General features: G+C 40.6%; 15 protein-coding genes and 1 pseudogene. 5 read left to right on the forward strand and 11 right to left on the reverse strand.

From position 1 onward, the window contains the following. The 4 genes from U2718_RS17335 (at position 1) to U2718_RS17350 (ending at position 9124) form a co-directional block, all read left to right on the forward strand. Positions 1-3138 (forward strand): efflux RND transporter permease subunit, encoded by a 3138-nt coding sequence (locus tag U2718_RS17335; RefSeq protein ID WP_342001602.1) that lies wholly within the window; start codon positions 1-3, stop codon positions 3136-3138. Positions 3139-4144: 1006 nt separating this feature from the next. Then, on the forward strand, positions 4145-5119 hold the full coding sequence (locus tag U2718_RS17340; RefSeq protein WP_342001600.1) for an RpoD/SigA family RNA polymerase sigma factor: 975 nt from the start codon (positions 4145-4147) through the stop codon (positions 5117-5119). Between the two features lie 295 nt (positions 5120-5414). Further along, positions 5415-8525: an efflux RND transporter permease subunit gene (locus tag U2718_RS17345; RefSeq protein WP_342001598.1), complete on the forward strand. Its 3111-nt coding sequence runs from the start codon at positions 5415-5417 to the stop codon at positions 8523-8525. Between the two features lie 110 nt (positions 8526-8635). Next, positions 8636-9124: a hypothetical protein gene (locus U2718_RS17350; protein ID WP_342001596.1), complete on the forward strand. Its 489-nt coding sequence runs from the start codon at positions 8636-8638 to the stop codon at positions 9122-9124. Between the two features lie 384 nt (positions 9125-9508). On the opposite strand, the gene U2718_RS17355 is transcribed toward U2718_RS17350, so the two are convergent. Together U2718_RS17355 and U2718_RS17360 are read right to left on the reverse strand one after the other, a co-directional pair. Beyond that, positions 9509-10192: a tetratricopeptide repeat protein gene (locus tag U2718_RS17355; protein ID WP_342001594.1), complete on the reverse strand. Its 684-nt coding sequence runs from the start codon at positions 10190-10192 to the stop codon at positions 9509-9511. 94 nt (positions 10193-10286) lie between these two features. Beyond that, complete coding sequence (locus tag U2718_RS17360; RefSeq protein WP_342001592.1) at positions 10287-11612, reverse strand: Nramp family divalent metal transporter; 1326 nt, start codon at positions 11610-11612, stop codon at positions 10287-10289. 105 nt (positions 11613-11717) lie between these two features. Between U2718_RS17360 and U2718_RS17365 the strand changes: the two are divergent. Then, positions 11718-11957 (forward strand): annotated as a pseudogene (locus tag U2718_RS17365) (hypothetical protein); the annotation flags it as partial. A 5-nt stretch (positions 11958-11962) separates the two neighbouring features. Here U2718_RS17365 and U2718_RS17370 read toward each other — a convergent pair. The 9 genes from U2718_RS17370 to U2718_RS17410 form a co-directional block, all read right to left on the reverse strand. Continuing rightward, on the reverse strand, positions 11963-12562 hold the full coding sequence (locus U2718_RS17370; protein ID WP_342001590.1) for a hypothetical protein: 600 nt from the start codon (positions 12560-12562) through the stop codon (positions 11963-11965). Positions 12563-12666: 104 nt separating this feature from the next. Beyond that, on the reverse strand, positions 12667-14064 hold the full coding sequence (gene rppB / locus U2718_RS17375; protein WP_342001588.1) for a two-component system sensor histidine kinase RppB: 1398 nt from the start codon (positions 14062-14064) through the stop codon (positions 12667-12669). Further along, positions 14042-14779, reverse strand: a complete 738-nt coding sequence (gene rppA / locus U2718_RS17380) for a two-component system response regulator RppA (RefSeq protein WP_342001587.1) — start codon at positions 14777-14779, stop codon at positions 14042-14044. The genes rppB and rppA overlap by 23 nt, the downstream gene beginning before the upstream one ends. 31 nt (positions 14780-14810) lie before the next feature. Then, complete coding sequence (locus U2718_RS17385) at positions 14811-15302, reverse strand: hypothetical protein (protein ID WP_342001586.1); 492 nt, start codon at positions 15300-15302, stop codon at positions 14811-14813. 284 nt (positions 15303-15586) lie between these two features. Continuing rightward, complete coding sequence (locus U2718_RS17390; protein ID WP_342001584.1) at positions 15587-16573, reverse strand: RpoD/SigA family RNA polymerase sigma factor; 987 nt, start codon at positions 16571-16573, stop codon at positions 15587-15589. A gap of 45 nt (positions 16574-16618) precedes the next feature. Then, the gene (locus U2718_RS17395) at positions 16619-17434 is read right to left on the reverse strand and encodes a CemA family protein (RefSeq protein ID WP_342001582.1); all 816 of its coding nucleotides are present in this window, start codon (positions 17432-17434) and stop codon (positions 16619-16621) included. 328 nt (positions 17435-17762) lie between these two features. Then, positions 17763-18677, reverse strand: a complete 915-nt coding sequence (locus U2718_RS17400) for a cation diffusion facilitator family transporter (protein ID WP_342001581.1) — start codon at positions 18675-18677, stop codon at positions 17763-17765. Positions 18678-18688: 11 nt separating this feature from the next. Next, positions 18689-19024: a DUF190 domain-containing protein gene (locus U2718_RS17405; RefSeq protein WP_342001578.1), complete on the reverse strand. Its 336-nt coding sequence runs from the start codon at positions 19022-19024 to the stop codon at positions 18689-18691. Positions 19025-19078: 54 nt separating this feature from the next. Continuing rightward, on the reverse strand, positions 19079-19609 hold the full coding sequence (locus U2718_RS17410) for a hypothetical protein (RefSeq protein WP_342001576.1): 531 nt from the start codon (positions 19607-19609) through the stop codon (positions 19079-19081). Between the last annotated feature and the right edge of the window lie 10 nt (positions 19610-19619).

Genomic DNA, 19619 nt, shown 5'->3' on the forward strand with positions numbered 1-19619 from the left:
ATGCTGAGTGCTATCATCAAATGGGCGATCGCTCGCCGTTGGTTAGTCATCTTAGGTACAATTATCCTGACAATTTGGATATTTCGGACGATTATCCAAATGCCTTTGGATGTTTTCCCTAGCTTTGCACCACCCCAAGTTGAAATTCAAACTGAAGCACCAGGACTCGCCCCCGAAGAATTAGAATCCTTAGTAACTTTACCAATTGAAAGTGCGATTAATGGCACTCCAGGAGTAACAGCAGTACGCTCATCGTCAGCTGCGGGAATTTCTGTCGTCAAAGTCATTTTTAACTGGGACACTGATATTTATCAAGCTCGCCAGCTAGTAACAGAGCGATTACAACAAGCTCAAAGTAAGCTTCCCGAAGGGGTAGAAACTCCGCAAATTTCTCCTACAAGTTCTCCCATTGGCACAGTATTACAATATGCCTTCACCTCTCAAAGCACTCCTTTAATGGAAGTGCGGCGCATTGTTGATTGGCAAGTAACAAACCGCCTTTTAGCTGTGCCTGGTGTTAGTCAGGTAGTGGCGTATGGTGGCGATGTTAGGCAATATCAAGTATTAGTTGATCCAGCGAAGCTAAGAGCTTTCAATGTCACTTTAGAAGACGTAGAGCAAGCAGCTAAAGCTGCTAATGTTAACGCTCCTGGTGGCTATTTAATTACTCCTGACCGAGAAAAGTTAATTCGCGGAATTGGCAGAATTGAATCTATTGAAGAATTACAGCAATCAGTAATTACTGCCCGCAATGGTACGCCTGTCAAAATCTCAGATATTGCTGATGTGCAAATTGGTGCAGCTATTAAACGAGGTGATGGCAGTTTTAACGGTCAGAAGGCAGTTATTGTAATGGTTAATAAACAGCCTCAAGCCGATACTCCTACTGTCACCCGTGCTATTGAAGCAGCGATGTCAGAGATTCAAGCAGGATTGCCTAAAGATATCAAAGTTACTCCTACTTTTCGTCAGGAAAATTACATTGATTCTTCTATTGAAAATGTTCGAGAGGCTTTAATTGAAGGCAGCATTATTGTTGCCTTAATTTTAATTCCTTTTTTGATGAATTGGCGTAACCTAGCTATTTGTTTAACTGCCCTACCTTTATCTTTATTACTAGGAGTACTATTACTAAACTGGTTGGGACAAGGTTTAAATACTATGACTTTGGGGGGGTTAGCAGTAGCAATCGGTTCAGCGGTTGATGATGCAATTGTCGATGCCGAGAATGTCTACCGTAACCTGCGAGAAAATAAATATTCACCAAACCCACGTCCGGTTTTAGATGTTGTATTTGACGGTTGTCAAGAGGTACGCGATTCAGTATTTGGAGCTACGATAATTACCATAGTTGTCTTCTCTCCAGTTTTTGCTTTAGCTGGTGTAGAAGGCAGCATTTTTATCCCAATGGGATTAGGCTATATGGCAGCAGTTATAGCCTCTAGTATTACGGCATTGACGGTAACTCCAGCTTTGTGTGCAATTTTATTGCCTTATGGTCGCTTGCCTGAAACAGAACCTTGGGTTGCAAGATTTTTTAAGGGGCTGTATCGTCCACTACTAACATTTTCTCTGCGACGTTCTGGAATTGTTATAGGCGCTGCGATCGCTAGTTTGGTGGCTGCTACTGTAATTGTCCCCTCCTTTGGCAGAATATTTTTACCAGAGTTTCAGGAGCAAACTTTGGTTAATACTCTAACTCTTTATCCGGGAGTTTCTCTAGAAGCTACTAATGCAGCTGGTGAAGCACTTCAGCACGCACTCAAGGGAGACTCTAGATTCCCCTACGTACAATTGCGTTCTGGGCGTGCGCCGGGAGATGGAGACGCAGCCGGGGTGAATTTGGGACACTTGGATATCGAGTTAAGCGACGCAGGGATGAAAGACAGGGAGGGGACGATTGAGAAGTTACGGGAGGAATTTGCTAAGTTACCAGGGGTAGCGCCAAACATTGGTGGTTTTATCTCGCACCGTATGGATGAGGTGTTGTCTGGAGTGAGGAGTGCGATCGCAGTCAAAATTTTTGGTTCCGATTTAGAACAACTCCGCAGCATTGGACAGCAAGTTGATGATGTCATGAAAACTGTGAATGGGATTGTAGATTTACAACTAGAACCCCAAATACCGATTGAACAAATACAAATTAAGTTCAACCGACCTGCTGCTTCACGGTATGGTTTAACAGTAGGCAAACTTTCCGAAATTATTGAAACTGCTCTGAATGGACGAGTAGTATCTCAAGTTTTAGAGAAACAACAAACTTTCGATTTAGCTGTGTGGTTAAAGCCAGATGCAAGACAAAATCTAGATACTATTCGCAATTTGTTAGTTGATACTCCTAACGGGCAAAAAATTCCCTTATCACAGGTTGCAACAATTGAAAATGGTACTGGACCCAACACTATCAACAGAGAAAATGTTTCTCGTTTGATAGTTGTTTCTGCTAATGCTAGTGGTCGAGATTTACGCTCTATAGTCAATGAGATTCAAGCTAAAGTTAAGCAGCAAGTACAGATACCTGCTGGTTACTATATCCAATACGCCGGACAATTTGAAGCAGAAGAAAGAGCTAGTCAGAATATTTTGATTTTTAGTGCTATTGCTTTTGTAGCAATTACAGTCATCATGTACCTGTCAGTCAAATCTATCCCTTCTACCGCCATGATTATGATTAATTTGCCTTTGGCGTTGGTAGGGGGAGTATTTTCAGTAGCTTTGTCTGGCGGCGTTATTTCTATTGCCTCCTTGGTTGGTTTTATTACTTTATTTGGAGTTGCTACTCGCAATGGTTTGTTACTTGTGGATAATTACAACACCAAGTTTGCTGAAGGTATACCACTTAAAGAAGTCCTGATTAAAGGGTCAATGGAACGTCTGAATGCAATTTTGATGACAGCTTTTACCTCTGCTTTAGGATTAGCGCCTCTGGTAGTTGAGAGTGGTCCTGGAAAAGAAATTTTACAACCATTGTCGATAGTTGTGTTGGGTGGATTGTTTACCTCTACGGCGTTAACTTTAGTAGTTTTGCCTGCTTTGTATGCTAAGTTTGGTAAGTTCTTGCTACCTAAGCGTACTATGTCAGTTATAGAGGATGGCAAGGTATCAAAAGCAGTTTTTGAGAGTCAATCAGTATTATAAATTGATACTAATATGCCATTCAGTTTTATTGCCAACATTTCTTGGAATTTCAGCACAACAAAGCTTTGAAGTAAGGGTAGTATTGCAAGAGTTTAATTTTATGGTTTGTTGCTACATCGAGAGATAAAAACTAGACGTAGCACACCTCCAAAAGGTTCAGCTAGTAACACAGGGAGAAAGCACTTTTATGTATTACTGCACTGCTTAGTTAATTACTCTGAATGTGACCCTGGATAAAGAAGATTGTGTTCAGTATTAGGGGGACCAACAGCCGAACCCGCAGATCCAACATAGTCTATATTGTAGATTTTTTTGAGCTAGCTTCGCAGCTGATTGATTTCCCTTGTTTGCTAAGTAGGGCTTGCTGAAAAAGTTCTTTGGCGGGGGTAGGAAACAGGGAACAGTTTTACCCCTATTGTTGACAATTTTTTGGAGTCAAAAAAATCATCACTGCAAAGTTTTTAAGTCTTATAATCTGATTCTTTTGCACTTTTTTCTCCAAAAACAGCCTGAAAAGCTTATAAGATAAGAGTTTTAAAGCTATTCAGCAGACCCTAAGTAACAACATTGGCACCTAATACCATTTCACTAAAAAAGTGATAAAGATAAATAAGGAATAAATATGAGCAGACATTCATGGTTGGAGTCACCAGAGTAAAAATAAAAGAGTCAGTAGAAGAATTACATGAACTATTGAGAAAACAAAAAACAGCGTTAGGGAAAGATACTTTGGGAATCAAGATATGATGATTGAAATTAATAATTGTTTATATATTACCTATTTTAACTGATGAGTATAACCGTAAATAGGTTACTAAAATATTTTTATTTACTTTTTTTAAATGTTTTTAATTTTTGATTTTTTAAATTTTAAATATTAATACAAGAAAATCATCAACTCCAATGCTCAAACATAAATAACTGGAAAAATCTCCTCGATAAAATTATTTAATTTATTGTTTTTCTCAGCACTACATAGTATTTTTTGACAGAGGTTAACCGAATTATGCTTAACTCGATATCTCAAATAACCAATGTTAAGAAGAACGAATCTCCATCCCCAGTTGATATGGTGCGTACCTATTTACATGAAATTGGACGTATACCTCTATTGACCCATGAGCAAGAGGTTTTTTTCGCCAAGCAAGTTCAGCACATGATGACAATGCTTGCTGTCAAGGAAGAACTATCTAAAAAATTACAGCGTGAGCCTACTTTGCAAGAGTGGGCTGTTAAGATGCAGTTGAGTGAAGAAGTACTGCTCAAACAGCTAAATCAGGGACAACTTGCCAAGCAAAAGATGATTACTGCTAATCTCCGGTTGGTGGTATCAATTGCAAAGAAATATCAGAAACGCAACCTAGAGTTTCTGGATTTGATTCAGGAAGGTACTTTGGGGTTAGAACGAGGGGTTGAGAAATTTGACCCGAACCTTGGATACAAGTTCTCGACCTACGCTTACTGGTGGATTCGTCAGGGAATTACGCGGGCGATCGCTCAACAATCCCGTACAATTCGTTTACCCATTCACATTGCTGAAAAGCTAAACAAAATAAAGCGTGTTCAACGAGAACTATCTCAAAAGCTGGGTCATATTCCCACCGCGACTGAAATTGCTGAAGCACTCAATTTGAAACCTAGTCAGATTCGAGAGTATTTACTGTTTGCTCGTCAACCTATTTCCCTAGATATGAGAATTGGAGAGCAGCAGGATACTCAATTGCTGGATATGCTGGAGGACAATGGACTGTCTCCTGAAGACCATACTGTTCAAGAATTTCTTCAGCAAAATATTCAAAACTTATTGTCAAAGTTGCCTCAAGAGCAGCAGGAAGTGTTAACCTTGCGCTTTGGTTTAGCAGGCGAACACGAACTCACGCTAGTACAGGTTGGTCAACGCATGGGTATTAGTCGAGAACGAGTGCGACAGCTAGAGAAACACGCTCTTGCACTTCTAAGAAGACAGAATAAAAACTTATAATTTGTAATGCGATCGCGATTTTTTAACCTGTTTTCTCAGTTCCTAAAATCTTTTCTGCTGCTAAGTCAATCTCATTTATGAGCGGCTAGGCTGTAATTACCCACTTTCCCTTCAGTAATGCTCCTTTGACAGCAGCATGAAATAGGTTTTTGGCTGACATCTCTCCTCAAGGTACTTTTGACTTGATCTTACAAATTTCATCTTAATTTCATTTTCATCTGAGACATTAAATACAGTACCTCATCGTAAACATCACTATAACCAAGCAGATATCCCAGCTAGGGTCTGAAAAATAATGCTCAATTCCATTGTCAAATGGTCGATCGCGCAAAGGTGGCTAATCGTTATTGCCTCGATATTAATTAGTCTGTGGGGATTGCGCGTCATCACACAAATGCCGCTTGACGTATTTCCTGCCTTTGCTCCTCCCCAAGTAGAAATTCAAGTTCAAGCTTCCGGTTTAGCACCAGAAGAAATCGAGTCTTTGGTGACTCGCCCGATTGAGAGCGCGATTAACGGAACGCCTGGACTAGAATCGCTTCGCTCCGCTTCCGCTGTCGGAATTTCTGCAATTAAAGCCGTCTTTAGCTGGGACACTGATATATATCGTGCGCGTCAACTGGTTACAGAGCGATTACAAGGAGCGCAACTGCCACAAGGGGTTGAGCAGCCAGAAATTCTGCCTGTTAACTCGCCCTTGGGATGGGCTGTCAAATACGCTTTTTCTGCTGAAAGCACTGACATGATGGAGGTGTGGCGCATTGTCAACTGGGATGTAAGAAATCGCTTGCTGGCTGTACCAGGGGTGAGTAACGTATTTCTCTATGGTGGGGATGAGCGACAGTATCAAGTCTTGGTTGACCCAGACAAGCTCAAAGCCTATAATGTCTCCCTGCCAGAAGTTACTAAGGCAGTGCAGAATGCCAACGTCAACGTGCCGGGAGGATTTTTAATTACTCCCGATCAAGAAACGCTAATTCGGGGAATTGGGCGGATCGAGTCGATTGACAAGCTCAAGCGTTCAGTAATTAAGGCGACGAAAGGTACACCCGTATTACTAGAACAGGTAGCAGAGGTCAAAATTGGTCCAGCACTGCGACGTGGAGATGGACTATTTCAAGGCAAACGAGCGGTGATTTTAACTGTCTCCAAGCAGCCTGTGGCAGATACTCCCACCGTTGTCAAAGCTGTGGAAGCAGCAATGGAAGAGATTAAACCAGGGCTACCGAAAGATGTCAAGTTTACTAAGACCTTTGACCAGAATTTATTCATTGAAGCTTCGGTCAAAAACGTTGAGGAAGCCCTGCGGGATGGCGTAATTATTGTTTCAGTTATTCTGATTATCTTCTTGATGAACTGGCGCACGGTTATTATTAGCCTTAGTGCGCTGCCTGTGTCGTTACTGTTGGGGATGATTATTCTGAGCTGGACTGGACAGGGCATTAACACCATGACCTTGGGTGGACTGGTGGTTGCTATTGGTTCTGTGGTTGATGATGCCATCGTTGATATGGAAAACGTTTACCGCCGATTGAGGGAGAACCAAATAGCAGACAACCCGAAAAATCCTTTACAAGTCGTGTTTGATGGTTCAGTAGAGGTACGTGTTAGTGTTCTATTTTCTACAGTAATTATTGCAGTAGTCTTTGCACCGATTTTTGTTTTGTCTGGGGTAGAAGGTCGCATTTTCACACCAATGGGAATGGCGTATTTGCTATCGATTCTTGCTTCTACCTTAGTTGCATTAACACTGACTCCAGCACTATGTGCCTTACTACTGGCAAATCGCCGTTTACCTAGTACGGAAACTTGGCTAGAGCGCAAAGTACATCAATTTTATCGTCCAGCCTTGAAGTTTTCAATTCGTCGCCCCCAGGTAGTTTTAGGAGTTGCACTTGCGGGTTTTGTTGCATCTATGATAATTCTACCTGGATTAGGAAAAGTCTTCCTGCCAGAGTTCCAAGACCGATCTTTGGTCAATGCAATAATTCTTTTACCCGGTGAATCCCTGAATGCAACTGACCAAGCAGCTTTAGCAGTGATGGATGCCCTCAAAAAGGAGCAGCGTTTCGATGCCATTGCGTTTCGCTCTGGGTTTGCTCAAGGAGACCCGGATGTGGCAGGGGTAAACTTTGGTGAGTTGGATGTGCAAATTAGTGAAGAAGGAGGAAAGGATCGAGAGAAGACTGTTGAAGTACTCCGTAAAGAGTTTGAAAAACTTCCTGGTGTTGCAACTAATATTGGCGGGTTTATCTCACACCGCATGGATGAAATTTTATCAGGAGTCAGAAGTGCGATCGCTGTCAAAATCTACGGCCCCGAACTCGAACAACTCCGCACTATTGGTAAACAGGTACAGTCTGCCATGAGTGGTATTCCCGGCATTGTGGATCTGCAACTTGAACCCCAAGTCCCGGTTAAACAAATTCAAATCCAATTTGACCGCGATGCAGCCGCTCGTTATGGGCTGACCGTGGGCGAATTGGCAGAAACTATAGAGACTGGACTAAATGGCAAAGCAGTTTCCCAAGTGTTAGAGAAGCAACAAACGTTTAATCTCGTTGTGTGGTTGCAAGATAGCTCACGTAACAATTTGGACGTGATTGGTAACTTGTTGGTAGATACACCCAACGGGCAGAAAATTCCTTTATCTCAGGTTGCTAAAGTTGATTATGGCACGGGGCCAAGTACCATCAATCGTGAAAATGTTTCCCGCCTGATTGTGGTTTCTGCCAACGTTTCTGGAAAGGATTTGGGTTCTGTAATTAAAGATGTACGCGATCGCGTCAAACAAATTCAACTGCCTGGAGGCTACTACGTCCAATTTGGCGGTCAGTTTCAGGCACAGGAACAAGCAACGCAGACATTGATAATTGCAGGTGCGGTTGCCCTAGCAGCAATTTCTGTGCTGATTTACTTTGCCGTCAAGTCTATTCCTGCCACGGCAATGATTATGATTAACTTGCCACTAGCGTTAATTGGCGGTGTAATTTCGGTTGCTATAGGTGGTGGGATCATATCCGTCGCTTCAATGGTTGGTTTCATTACTTTATTTGGTGTAGCTACCCGTAACGGATTGCTGTTAGTAGATAACTATAACAATCGCCTAGCAGAAGGAATACCACTTAAACAAGTAATTGTTGATGGTTCGATGGAACGATTAGTTGCGATTCTCCTGACAGCACTTTCATCAGCACTAGGTATGGTTCCCCTAGTAATTGGTTCTGGTGCAGGTAAGGAAATTTTACAACCGTTGGCTGTGGTAGTGTTAGGTGGCTTGGTTACTTCCACTGCTTTAACACTCTTAGTTTTGCCGGCTTTATATTCGCTATTTGGGAAATTTTTGGTTCCCAAAAAGACTACACAAGTACAAGAAATCGATGTTACTCAAGGTTCAGCTGTATGAAACTTAATTTATTAATTCTTCCCAGATGTCCACCTGGGAATGTAGAGATATTCATGCACTACGTATGGGATTGAGCGAAATTTTTCTAATAATCAATGAGGAGTAAATTAATGCAATCATTCAAATTAGGCTTTGTTGTTTTCGCAAGTGTAGGATTACTTTTTTTAGGAGCTTGTAGTAATCAAGCTTCTGAGTCCAGTAGTAATCCTTCTAGTCCTTCTACAGAAAATACTAGCAAAACCGAACCAGCTGCCAAAACTGAAACATCTGCTCATGGTGACTCACATGGTAAAAATGCTCAAGTCGTTGAAGCAGGAAAGTATCACATGGAGTTAGCGCCTGAGAAAGAAGGGAATGCAACTCACTTAGATTTTTATCTGCAAACAGGCGAAAAACACGAAGCTGTTCCAAATGCCAAAGTTACTGCTGATGTTCAGTCACCAGATGGACAACAAAAGACAGTTCCCCTAACATATGATGCTGATGGTAAACACTATACTGCTAAACTGGATGGAGTTGCGACAGGTCAATATCAAGTGAAAGTTACTGCGGATGTTGGCGGTGAAAAGGTCAACGGCCGGTTTAGTTTTAATCAGTAATCTAATACCGATTCTCCAAAATCTGGCAACAGATGCAAATGACAAAAGTCCTGCTGCATCTAAGTTTCTTAATTGCGAATTGCGTTAGCGCAGCGTTAGCGATAGCGTTAGCGAGTCAGACGCTCCTACGTCGCTAACGCTTCGCTATCGAGCGTCGGAACGAGCGTCATTGCGAATTGCAAATTGGTATAAGTTATAGCAATTCAAATAATGTTTGCGACACATAAATTATTCGCAAGTGTACAACATTGTTGTGCCCCTACCCATCTGTCGGATTCTTTTTTCAAATTGGTATTAGGCTAAATTTAAGGGTAAGCTTTGCTTGCCTACCCTTAAAATAAACTTATTAAAAATGATTTTTACAAATTTGAACCTTAATATTGTTTACTGCTGAATCTGTTTAAGGAAAGCTTGTGTTTGCTGATACCTTTGGGTATCTCCTTGCTGTTGAAACAGACTTGCAGCTTGCTGTAAATCGGTAATAGCACTTTTGCGATCGCCTAAAGCATAAAGAGCCAGTCCTCGATTCCCGTAAGCATCAGCTAAGTTGGGGTTGATTTTTAGTGCTTGATTAAAATCTGCGATCGCTAGCTTGTGATTTCCCTGCCTATAATTCAAAAAGCCCCTATTGTAGTAAGCATCTACAGACTTGGGATCGATTCTTAGTACCTGGTTAAAGTCGGTAATCGCAGCTTGAATGTTTCCTAGTTCTGCATAAGCAGTTCCTCGACCATTGTAAGCATCTGTATGGTTGGGGTTTAGTCGCAGTGCTTGATCGAAGTCAATCACGGCTGCTTTAAAGTCTTTTAATTGAGATTTTGCCAAACCTCTCAGGCAGAAACCTTCGTAGTATCTAGGATTTAACTGTACTACCTGACTGAAATCCTCTATTGCACCGTTGAAGTTGCCTTGCTCAAGCTTTTGCACTCCCCGGTTGTGGTATTCCTGAAAATTCATCTGTTCGATGCGCGTTGGTGCTGACTGTGCAGCATGGACAGCAACAGGTATTCCACTCAGTACGCTAGTTGTTATTCCTAGTATGGTAACAGCCTTATGAATATAGTTCATGGCTTGACTTTCTCCTTGATAGCTATATCAAGACAGATGCACGGCATTATTCTCGACTAAATCCATCCTAAGCCGTTTCAAGAGATTTAGAGACTTAGAGATTGAAACCCAACCAACCCAAAGTACTTTGTAATAGCAACCAAACATTGAGCATGACGATAACAATAGCGACTAGCCAAGCTAAAGATTTTAGCCATAAGGGATTCACAAACTCTCCCATTAAGCGACGGTTACTCGTAAACATCACCAATGGAATCACAGCAAACGGTAACTGTAAACTGAGAATAACTTGACTAAGAACGATGAGGCTGCTTGTACTATGTTCCCCAAAGATAATAATCGTAATCAATGCTGGAATGATAGCAAGCAGACGGGTAACTAAACGGCGTAACCAGGACGGAAGGCGAAATTGTAAAAATCCTTCCATGACAATCTGCCCAGCCAAGGTTGCAGTCAGTGTTGAACTTTGGCCGGAAGCAAGTAAGGCGATACCAAAAATAGCACTGGCAGCACTAACACCTAACAATGGTGAAAGCAGTTTGTAAGCGTCTTGTATTTCTACCACATTTTGATTCCCAGAAAAATGAAATGTGGCAGCAGACACAATTAAAATGGCTGAGTTAATAAATAGTGCCAACGACAGAGCAAAAGTTGAATCAATTGTGCCAAACTTAATCGCTTCCCATCTTTTTTCAGTACTAGGTTGCCAATCGCGGGTTTGCACAATAGAAGAGTGTAAATATAAGTTGTGAGGCATCACTGTTGCACCTAAAATGCCAATGGCAATGTAGAGCATTTCTGGGTTTTGTAAAATTTCTTTCTTGGGCAGATATCCCAACAAAATCCCTCCTATATCAGGTCGGGAGAACAGAATTTCTGCTGTAAAACAGATACCTACGGTTGCTACCAGCATTATTACCAAGGCTTCTGTATAGCGAAAGCCTTTATGTTGCAGGAATAACAATACCAGGACATCCAGCGCAGTGATACACACACCCCATACCAAGGGAATGCCGAATAAAAGTTGCAGCGCGATCGCACTTCCTAGTAGTTCTGCCAAGTCACAAGCAGCGATCGCAATTTCACACAGAACCCACAAACAAAAGTTAACTCTTGCATTGAAATAGTCCTGGCAAGCTTGTGCCAAATCTCGCCCTGTAGCAACACCCAAACGTACACAGAGCGATTGCAGTAATATCGCCATCAGGTTCGACAGCAGAATGACTGTCAATAGGGTGTAGCCAAACTTAGCTCCCCCAGCGATGTCTGTAGCCCAGTTTCCAGGGTCCATGTATCCCACTGAAACCAGATATCCTGGCCCTGCATAAGCCAGCATTTTGCGCCAAAAGCTCTTGCTGTTGGGTACTCTGATGCTGCGGTAAACTTCTGGTAAGCTGGGTTTGTTTTTTGGGATAGTCATCTATTCTGCCAAAGAGTTTTTCATAATTTTCTCATAATGTCAAAAAGTTTGGCAGAAATATCAATCTACTCAGTATAGATATTCATATAGGCATATAGGCATAGAAAAGAGCAATTTTTTGATGGCGCACCTCACAAAGTCGAGGTGGAAGCAACTCCTAGCCCTGGATCTAAGCGTCAATTTCTAGTGGTGAACGTCGCACAAGAAGTTGAAGTTGAAGGAATTGCACCGCCAATGTACATCCGGTTGATTGGTTTATTCTACTTTACTGCTATTGTCGGCATTGGTATGGCGATGGGATTGCTAATACAGCACCGACGAAAACCACAAGCTGGGGCAAATTAAAAGCATCAACGCTTGACACTACGCCGTATCAATATTCCTAAAATGCCTAGTCCTAAGAATACAGCACTAGCGATCGCCGGAATATTCAATTCTTGTTTAGTCGTGCTAGTTGCAGTTTTTTCTGACTGGGCTAATTCTTGGGACGCAAGAGATGGTGCATTCACACCAGATGCAACCGTAACCTCATATTTCATCTGAAATGGCTGGAAATTGCCTTCGGTTTTGGGCGCACAGTTCAACTCTAATTGATAAATTCCAGTATTGGGAAAGACAATATCTGCTCCAGGAATACCTTGATATTTTTCAACTGAAATAGCTTTGACAGTAGGTTGTAATATTGGTAAGTCAGCAGTTTTACGAGGTTGCAAGTAAACAGCCATTTGACAATTAGCCTGCTCTAGTGGCAGTATTCTTCCTCCTTTGCGGGTAAGTGCAACCCAGGCTTTAGCATATTCTCCAGCTTTGGGAGTATGGTTAGGCTCAATGTGCCAAGTGCCTGCCACATCCCCTGATACTTGAATATTGTGAGCAGTAGCAGGAGTAATAAATAAGGCGAAAAACAACGTATAGCCTAGAGTTTTATTGATACCTGATAGATATGGCATGGAATTTTATTTGGAAGATTCACACAAACCACAGCCTACGTCAAAAGAGAAGTTGTCAAACTTAACTTTTTTAGTGATTTCATTGATGTCCTTGAGAAGCGTATTCAATTCTCATCTTTTGATGAACAAGTCAGTTGCTTTCGTTCTTCTGTCAAGGGTAAGTGAACGATGAAGGTGCTACCTTTACCAACTTGGCTTTGCACCTGTATACTACCTCCATGAGCTTGAACAATTGCTTGAGCGATCGCTAATCCCAATCCAGATCCACCAGTGCTACGGGAGCGATCGCTATTCACTCGATAAAAACGGTCAAAAATCCGCTTTTGCTCGTGCGATGCAATACCAATACCTGTATCTTGAACTTCAATTACAGCATTACCGTTGCTGCGTTTGAGGATGACAGTTACATAACCACCAGCCGGGGTGTATTGTAAAGCATTGGCAATGAGATTAGAAAGCACGCGTAACAGTTGGTCTTCATCTCCCATCACGTATAAAAGCTCTTGACATAATACCAAAGATGTGATGTGCAAAGAAGCCGCAGCCGCTAACGCTGAAAATTCTTCTATCAGATCATTAATCAAAATATTCAGACAGCAATGTATCTTTTGTGTCGCTAGCGTTTGCTGTTCCAATCGAGACAGTAACAGCATATCCTGAACTAGTTCAGCTAGTCGATGATTTTGACGTTGAATAGATGCCAAAACATCTCGCGCCTCCTCAGACAGATACTCCATATCAAATAAAGTTTCTACCGTTGCATTAATCGCTGCAAGAGGAGTACGCAACTCATGAGAGGCATCAGACGTAAACTGTTGCATTTGTTTAAACGAAGAGTCAATTGGTCGCATTGCTAACCCTGCCAGCCACCAACTAGAACCGCCAACTAACAGTACCGTAATTGGCAATCCCACCGCCAAAATTAATTTCAAAGCAGCGAGACGACTATCCAGGTCATTTAAATTACGCCCTACCTGAATATAGCCCCAATCTTGATTATCTTGAGTGTGCAGCAGTAGAGACTTTTGACTGTAACGATTGCCTTGTAAGTCTTTGACTACTTGCCACACTTGGGTTTCCACAGTCGGTGGCAATTCATCAGGTTGGAAACCTGCCACTGCAATTAACCGTCCTGAACCATCGACAAAACGGATGTAATATTGCTTATCTTTGTATACAGTACTAAAAATGCCGTGTTCATTATGGGTGCTTTGACTGTGACTCAGGATCTTTTGGGTAGGACAACTGGATTCGGCTAAACAAATATTTGGTAAAACCTGCTGGAAAACGAGCTCTGTAATACCAGGTTGTTTCAAAGTTGGTTCAATTACATCATGTAGTGTACCTGCTACCGATTCCAGTTCCCGGTTGATAGAAGCCACATAAGCATCAATGATTACCTTGTAAATCACGAAACCGCATAAGGACAGAATCAGAGCCATAGCTACCGCATACCAGGTAGCCAATTGCCAGCGAGTCTTACGAAATAGTCGAATCTGCATTGCCAGGATTGAAACGATAGCCCATACTAGGGATAGTTTCGATTAACACATCACAACCATATTCCGATAATTTGCGTCGCAAAAGTCGGATTTGAGCTGCTACTACATTACTAACCCGTTCTGCACTAAATGCATACAGATGATTCAAAATTTGGTCACGAGTAATAACTGTATTAGGACGTTTCATCAAGTATTCTAATAATTGAAACTCTTTTTTTGTTAAATAAATTACCTTATTTTCACCATTAGGATACTGTCGAGAAACTGTACAATTACCACAGTCTAAGATAAGTCCACCAACTTGCAATTGTAAAGGCTGCAACTGAGACGTAAGCGCTGCACCTCCATAAGCACCTCGCCTTTGCAAAGCCCGCAACCGTGCCAGTAGTTCTGCCATCCCAAACGGCTTGATCAAATAATCATCTGCCCCTGCATCTAGACCAGCTACTTTATCCGCCATGCTATCTTTAGCAGTTAGCATCAGCACGGGCAAAGCATTGCCCCGAACTCGTAAGCGTTTGCACAGTTCTAAACCTGACATTCCCGGTAACAACCAATCAAAAATCGCCAGTGTATATTGAGTCCAATCATGTTCTAGATAAATCCAAGCTTCATTTCCATCCAAAACCCAGTCAACAATATATTTTTCTTTACTCAACTTTCGCTGAATTGATGCACCCAAATCTGGCTCATCTTCAACTAGTAAAACTTTCATAATTAGCAGATGTATTTTAGCAATTTGTTCATTAAATTACACGCAATTGAGCAATACCAATTGGTAACTCTGTATTCAGATCAGCAAGAATGGCAGATATCTTATAGAACTTATCACCAGTAGTCACTGCTGTTTTTTTAACATTCTTCATTTCTACGATGATAGTTCCAGGAGCAATTGATTCGGCAAACTCTAGCGTAGCTTTTTTGCCTTGAATAGAAACTTTTGCAGCAATTTTTTTACCGGATTCCTCGGACACATCAATACTTTCTCTTAAAACAATGTTAGCTGGAGCTTCGATAATTAGCTGAGAAATAGCCTTGCTATTTTGGGGAACTGCTATTTTTAAAGTATGTCTGAGAATTCTCCAATGGCGAATACCTTGAGGAGATTCCCCTAAGCTAATAACATGAGGAAAGTTACTAGATTGTGGTGTAGGATTTGCATAAGTGACTGGAACTAAAACTGCCATAATCAATGCGAAAATAGCAGTATATGTCAGTGTTCTATTCATTTGAGTCATATAATCACTCCACTATGCCTATCAATTATCAGAATCATTTGCCGTGAAAGATGCTACCTCTTAATAGCTTGACAAAGACAAATGAAATTTGGGTGAAATTTTAGCTAGTTGAAGGGATTGCTTAAAATAAAAATAAATAAGTGACCTTTGGTGGAGCAATAACACTTTCGTAAACGTATACTTTTTTATAGTCTCAAAGCTCTCTCTAACCTCGTTTCAGCTTATAACGATATTGACAAACAGTTGAAGAAGCAAAATGTTCGTACTGATTTTTTTTAATACATTTAGCTGAAAATATACTCTCGTAGATTTGTTTGGCAACGACGGAGGTAACTCAGTGCTTGTTTTTCTAAGTAACGAACTCTGCTTTCACTAATGTTGAGATGTTGAGCTACCTGCGTCAAGGTGAGTTCGCAATCATCTTCCAAGCCATAATGCAAAATTAGGACTTGTTGCTGCTGTGGAGTTAATTCTCTCAGTGAGAGATAGATATCTTGACGCATTAAATTTTGAGTTACTTGGATTTCAGGCGAGGCTTCTGGAACTTCTGTTAAAAGTTCTTGCAATTCTGTGTCTTCGTTATCGCCCACTTGTTTATCTAATGAAACAGGTTGACGATATATCATCACAAGTTCGCGGATTTGAGCAGGGTTTAATTTCATCTTTTCTGCAATTTCACACATACTAGGACTGCGCTTTAGTTTTTGAGATAATTCCCTTTGCACTTTTTTTAGTTTGTTCAACTTTTCGGTAAGATGAATTGGCAGTCTAATAGTTCGTGATTGCTGAGATATTGCTCGTGTCATTCCCTGGCTAATCCACCAATAAGCATAGGTAGAAAACTTATAGCCACGAGTGGGGTCAAATTTCTCTACACCACGCTCTAAACCTAATGAACCTTCCTGAATTAAATCCATAAACTCCATATTTCGTCCTTGATATTTTTTGGCAATAGAAACCACTAAACGAAGATTTGCTGCCATCATTTTTTGCTTTGCTTGTACACCTTTATGAAAAATTTCCCTCACTTCTATTTCACTAAGTTGTAGATATTGAGCTAATTCTTTTTGAGATGGTTCGTGATTGAGTTGTTTCTTCAAAGTTTCCTTCTTCTTCTGTAACACCATCATCTGCTGTACCTGTTTGCTATATATAATTTCTTCCTCATGAGTCAACAATGGTACACGAACAATATCTTGCAGATAATTCCGAACTATATCTGTGCTGAATTTAGTATTGGAAGTTGTTGTAATCATGTTGAGAGTTGGCATAATTTCAGTATTTTTTGTATGTAAAGATTTAGATATATTTATAAATTATTCATTCATGTTATGGTAAGTAGCCACAGCTGAAGGAGAATTGCGATTGAGGTAGCGGAATATCCAATATTTAAAAACTGTATCCATGATTACTGGAACAGTAGCAATAAATAAAGAAGTAAGACTTTTGTTTTCTGGTAAACCGTAATGCTTTAAAGTACTTTCTATAATTATTTCCCATCCATAAGGAGAATGAAAACCAACAAATATATCTGTAGATAGAATAATTAAAAAAGCCTTGGCAGAGTCGCTGAGACTATAAGTTATATCGCCAGCAAAAGACATAAGAATAGATAGCTGCTGCTTACCTGTTAAAATTAAAATAATTAATGTGATGGCTGTAAGTATATCTGTAAAGACATTTGTCACTGCATTAATACTTTCAATTTTATTTTCTTCTAATAGCGAAATAGCTTTTTTCTTAAGCTTTTTTTGAACAACCTCGTCAGATAATGTGGTTATTTTATCTATTCGAGCTTCAAAATAAATACCTTGCTCGAATCTTTTGAGTTCAGCTAAAGCTTTTTCTTCTTGAGAAGAATTTAAGAAAATGTTTGACTCTTGTAAATTCCAGAACTTCTCAACTAGGGGAGTGATTATAAAGTTTCTAGAAAGCTGATTTATAAGTAATGGAACTACAATCAAAATTAACAGAAAACGGACAGAGGAAATTGTTTGAAGTCGAGAAGCGCGAAACTCTTCAATAACCTTTGCTTCGGCATTTGGATCTAACGTCTGCTGAAATTTTCCTATCGTCCGTAGGATAGAGCGAGGAATAAAGCTCATCTTTTGAGATGATGACTTTGATTTCATCTTAATTTATAAGCATCTAAATTTTAGTTGCACCCATATTTTAGTGAGACAACTGTAGTATTTGAAAAAGCTATAAGATTTAAAGTTTAAATCTCTAAATTCTACTTTACAAAAACAGGATGAAATTAAGATGAAAAATCAGTATTTTATAGATTTTTTTCTAAATTTAGTTATTTTCGTATATATTAAAATCAGCAATTCTACTTAAATAATTATTACTTTGGGGATTTGTTCTCACAAAGCTAAGATGATTAGGTATTCGGTCACAGTAATTGCTCAAAATGCGATCGCCACCAAATTATCTATCCACATACTCAACTAAATTGGTTTAAACCACGTTTTCTTGAGCAAGCGGACACGGATAACTTGGATCGCCTGTTTCTATCTGAATTGTAGTGTGTTCGATACCAAAATGGTCGTGAAGTTGTTGATTTACCTGAACTAAAAAAGCATCATTAGGATTTCCAGCAGGCATAATTAAGTGAGCAGTGAGAGCTGTTTCTGTAGTACTCATTGCCCAGATGTGCAAGTCATGAACACTAGATACACCGGGAAGTTCAGCTAAGAATGTACGGACTGCAAGTGGTTCAATACCTGCTGGTACGGCATCCGTAACCAAGTTCAAAGATTCTTGGAACAATTGCCAAGTACTCACAATAATCACGACAACAATCATCAAACTCACAACAGGGTCAAACCACAGCCAACCAGTGGTAACAATAGCAATACCAGCCAGAACTGCACCTAAAGATACTGCTGCGTCAGCAACCAAATGGAGAAAGGCTCCTTTAATGTTTAAGTCTCTTTCACGACCAGATAGAAACATCAAGGCACTTCCCATATTGATGGCAATGCCTATTGCAGCCACGCCGATAATTGTACCACCTGATACTGGACTAGGTTTAGCAAAACGCTGGATAGCTTCCCATGTAACTGCGCCAGAAGCCACGAGTACGAGGACAGCGTTCAAAAGAGCTGCCAAAATAGAGGAGCGACGTAACCCGTAAGTACGGCGTGGTGTTGGTTGGCGACGACCGAGGAAGCTTGCTCCCCAGGCGAGTAACAAACCTAGAACATCACTCAAATTGTGACCAGCATCGGCAAGTAGAGCCAGGGAATTGGCAACTAACCCATAAATTACTTCAATAACAACAAATCCAGTGTTGAGAGCAACGCTAATAATAAAGGCACGGTTGTAATTAGTCGGTTCGTGGCTGTGTCCGTGACTGTGATTGTGAGACATGAATACTGCCCTTAAAACATTACCAATGGTGATAGAACTTCTATACTTTGACAAGTCACAAATTTATCTTTAAGCATATCTTTGACTAAGGAAAAAAATTCGGTTATTGCAGTTTCACTATCAATAACTGTAACAAGAAGTGGTAGTGCAGAGGACTCAGTAGACGGATCTAGCTTATTTAGAGTACGAAAAACCCCATGTTTGCCATATCCAGAAATTGCCCGCACTACCGTTACCCCTGTTAATCCTTGTTTGCGAGCGATTCCAAGCAGAACTTGATGAAGGGGTTGATGTTCCCAACAATCCAATTCGCTAACATAAATTGTTAATTGTTTCCATATTGTCATATAGCTTTTCCTATACTGATATCACTATTATCGCTAATTATTGAATTGCTCGGATTATCGCTTAAAGGTAAAGCGACCATTAAATTTTTCACCTTTCACATCAGTTTGAATAACAACTTTATACTCTCCCGTTGCAGCCGCAGGCAGTTTTGCTGAATATTGCTTTTCCTCGGTATTATAAAGAACTTGTAGGGTTTTGTTACTGCCATCTGGTAGCTGAACTTGAGCCATGAGCTTGGCATCAGTAATTGCTTTGTCCTGTTCGCCGTGTACGCTTATATCTAAATGAGTAGAATCTTTTTCTATATCTGGTTTGAACTCTAAATGATATTTGCCCGACTCTATAACTTGACCCTTATGCTCTCCATTATTAGATTGATCGCCTTTTTCATCATGAGCATGACCGTCGTTTTCATTATGCGCTTCCCCAGTTTTAGCAACGGGTTCAGTTTTGGCAGCTGTTTTTGTAGTTACTGTTTTGGTAGCACTTTCCGAGTTAGCAGCTTGATTCCCACCATTACAAGCACCCAAAAAAATTAATCCTACACTGCTAACAATTACTAAACTGGTTTTCAGAAATTTCATTAATTCAAAC

The sequence above is a fragment of the Chlorogloeopsis sp. ULAP02 genome, assembly GCF_038404745.2.
Classification (GTDB): Bacteria; Cyanobacteriota; Cyanobacteriia; order Cyanobacteriales; family Nostocaceae; genus Chlorogloeopsis.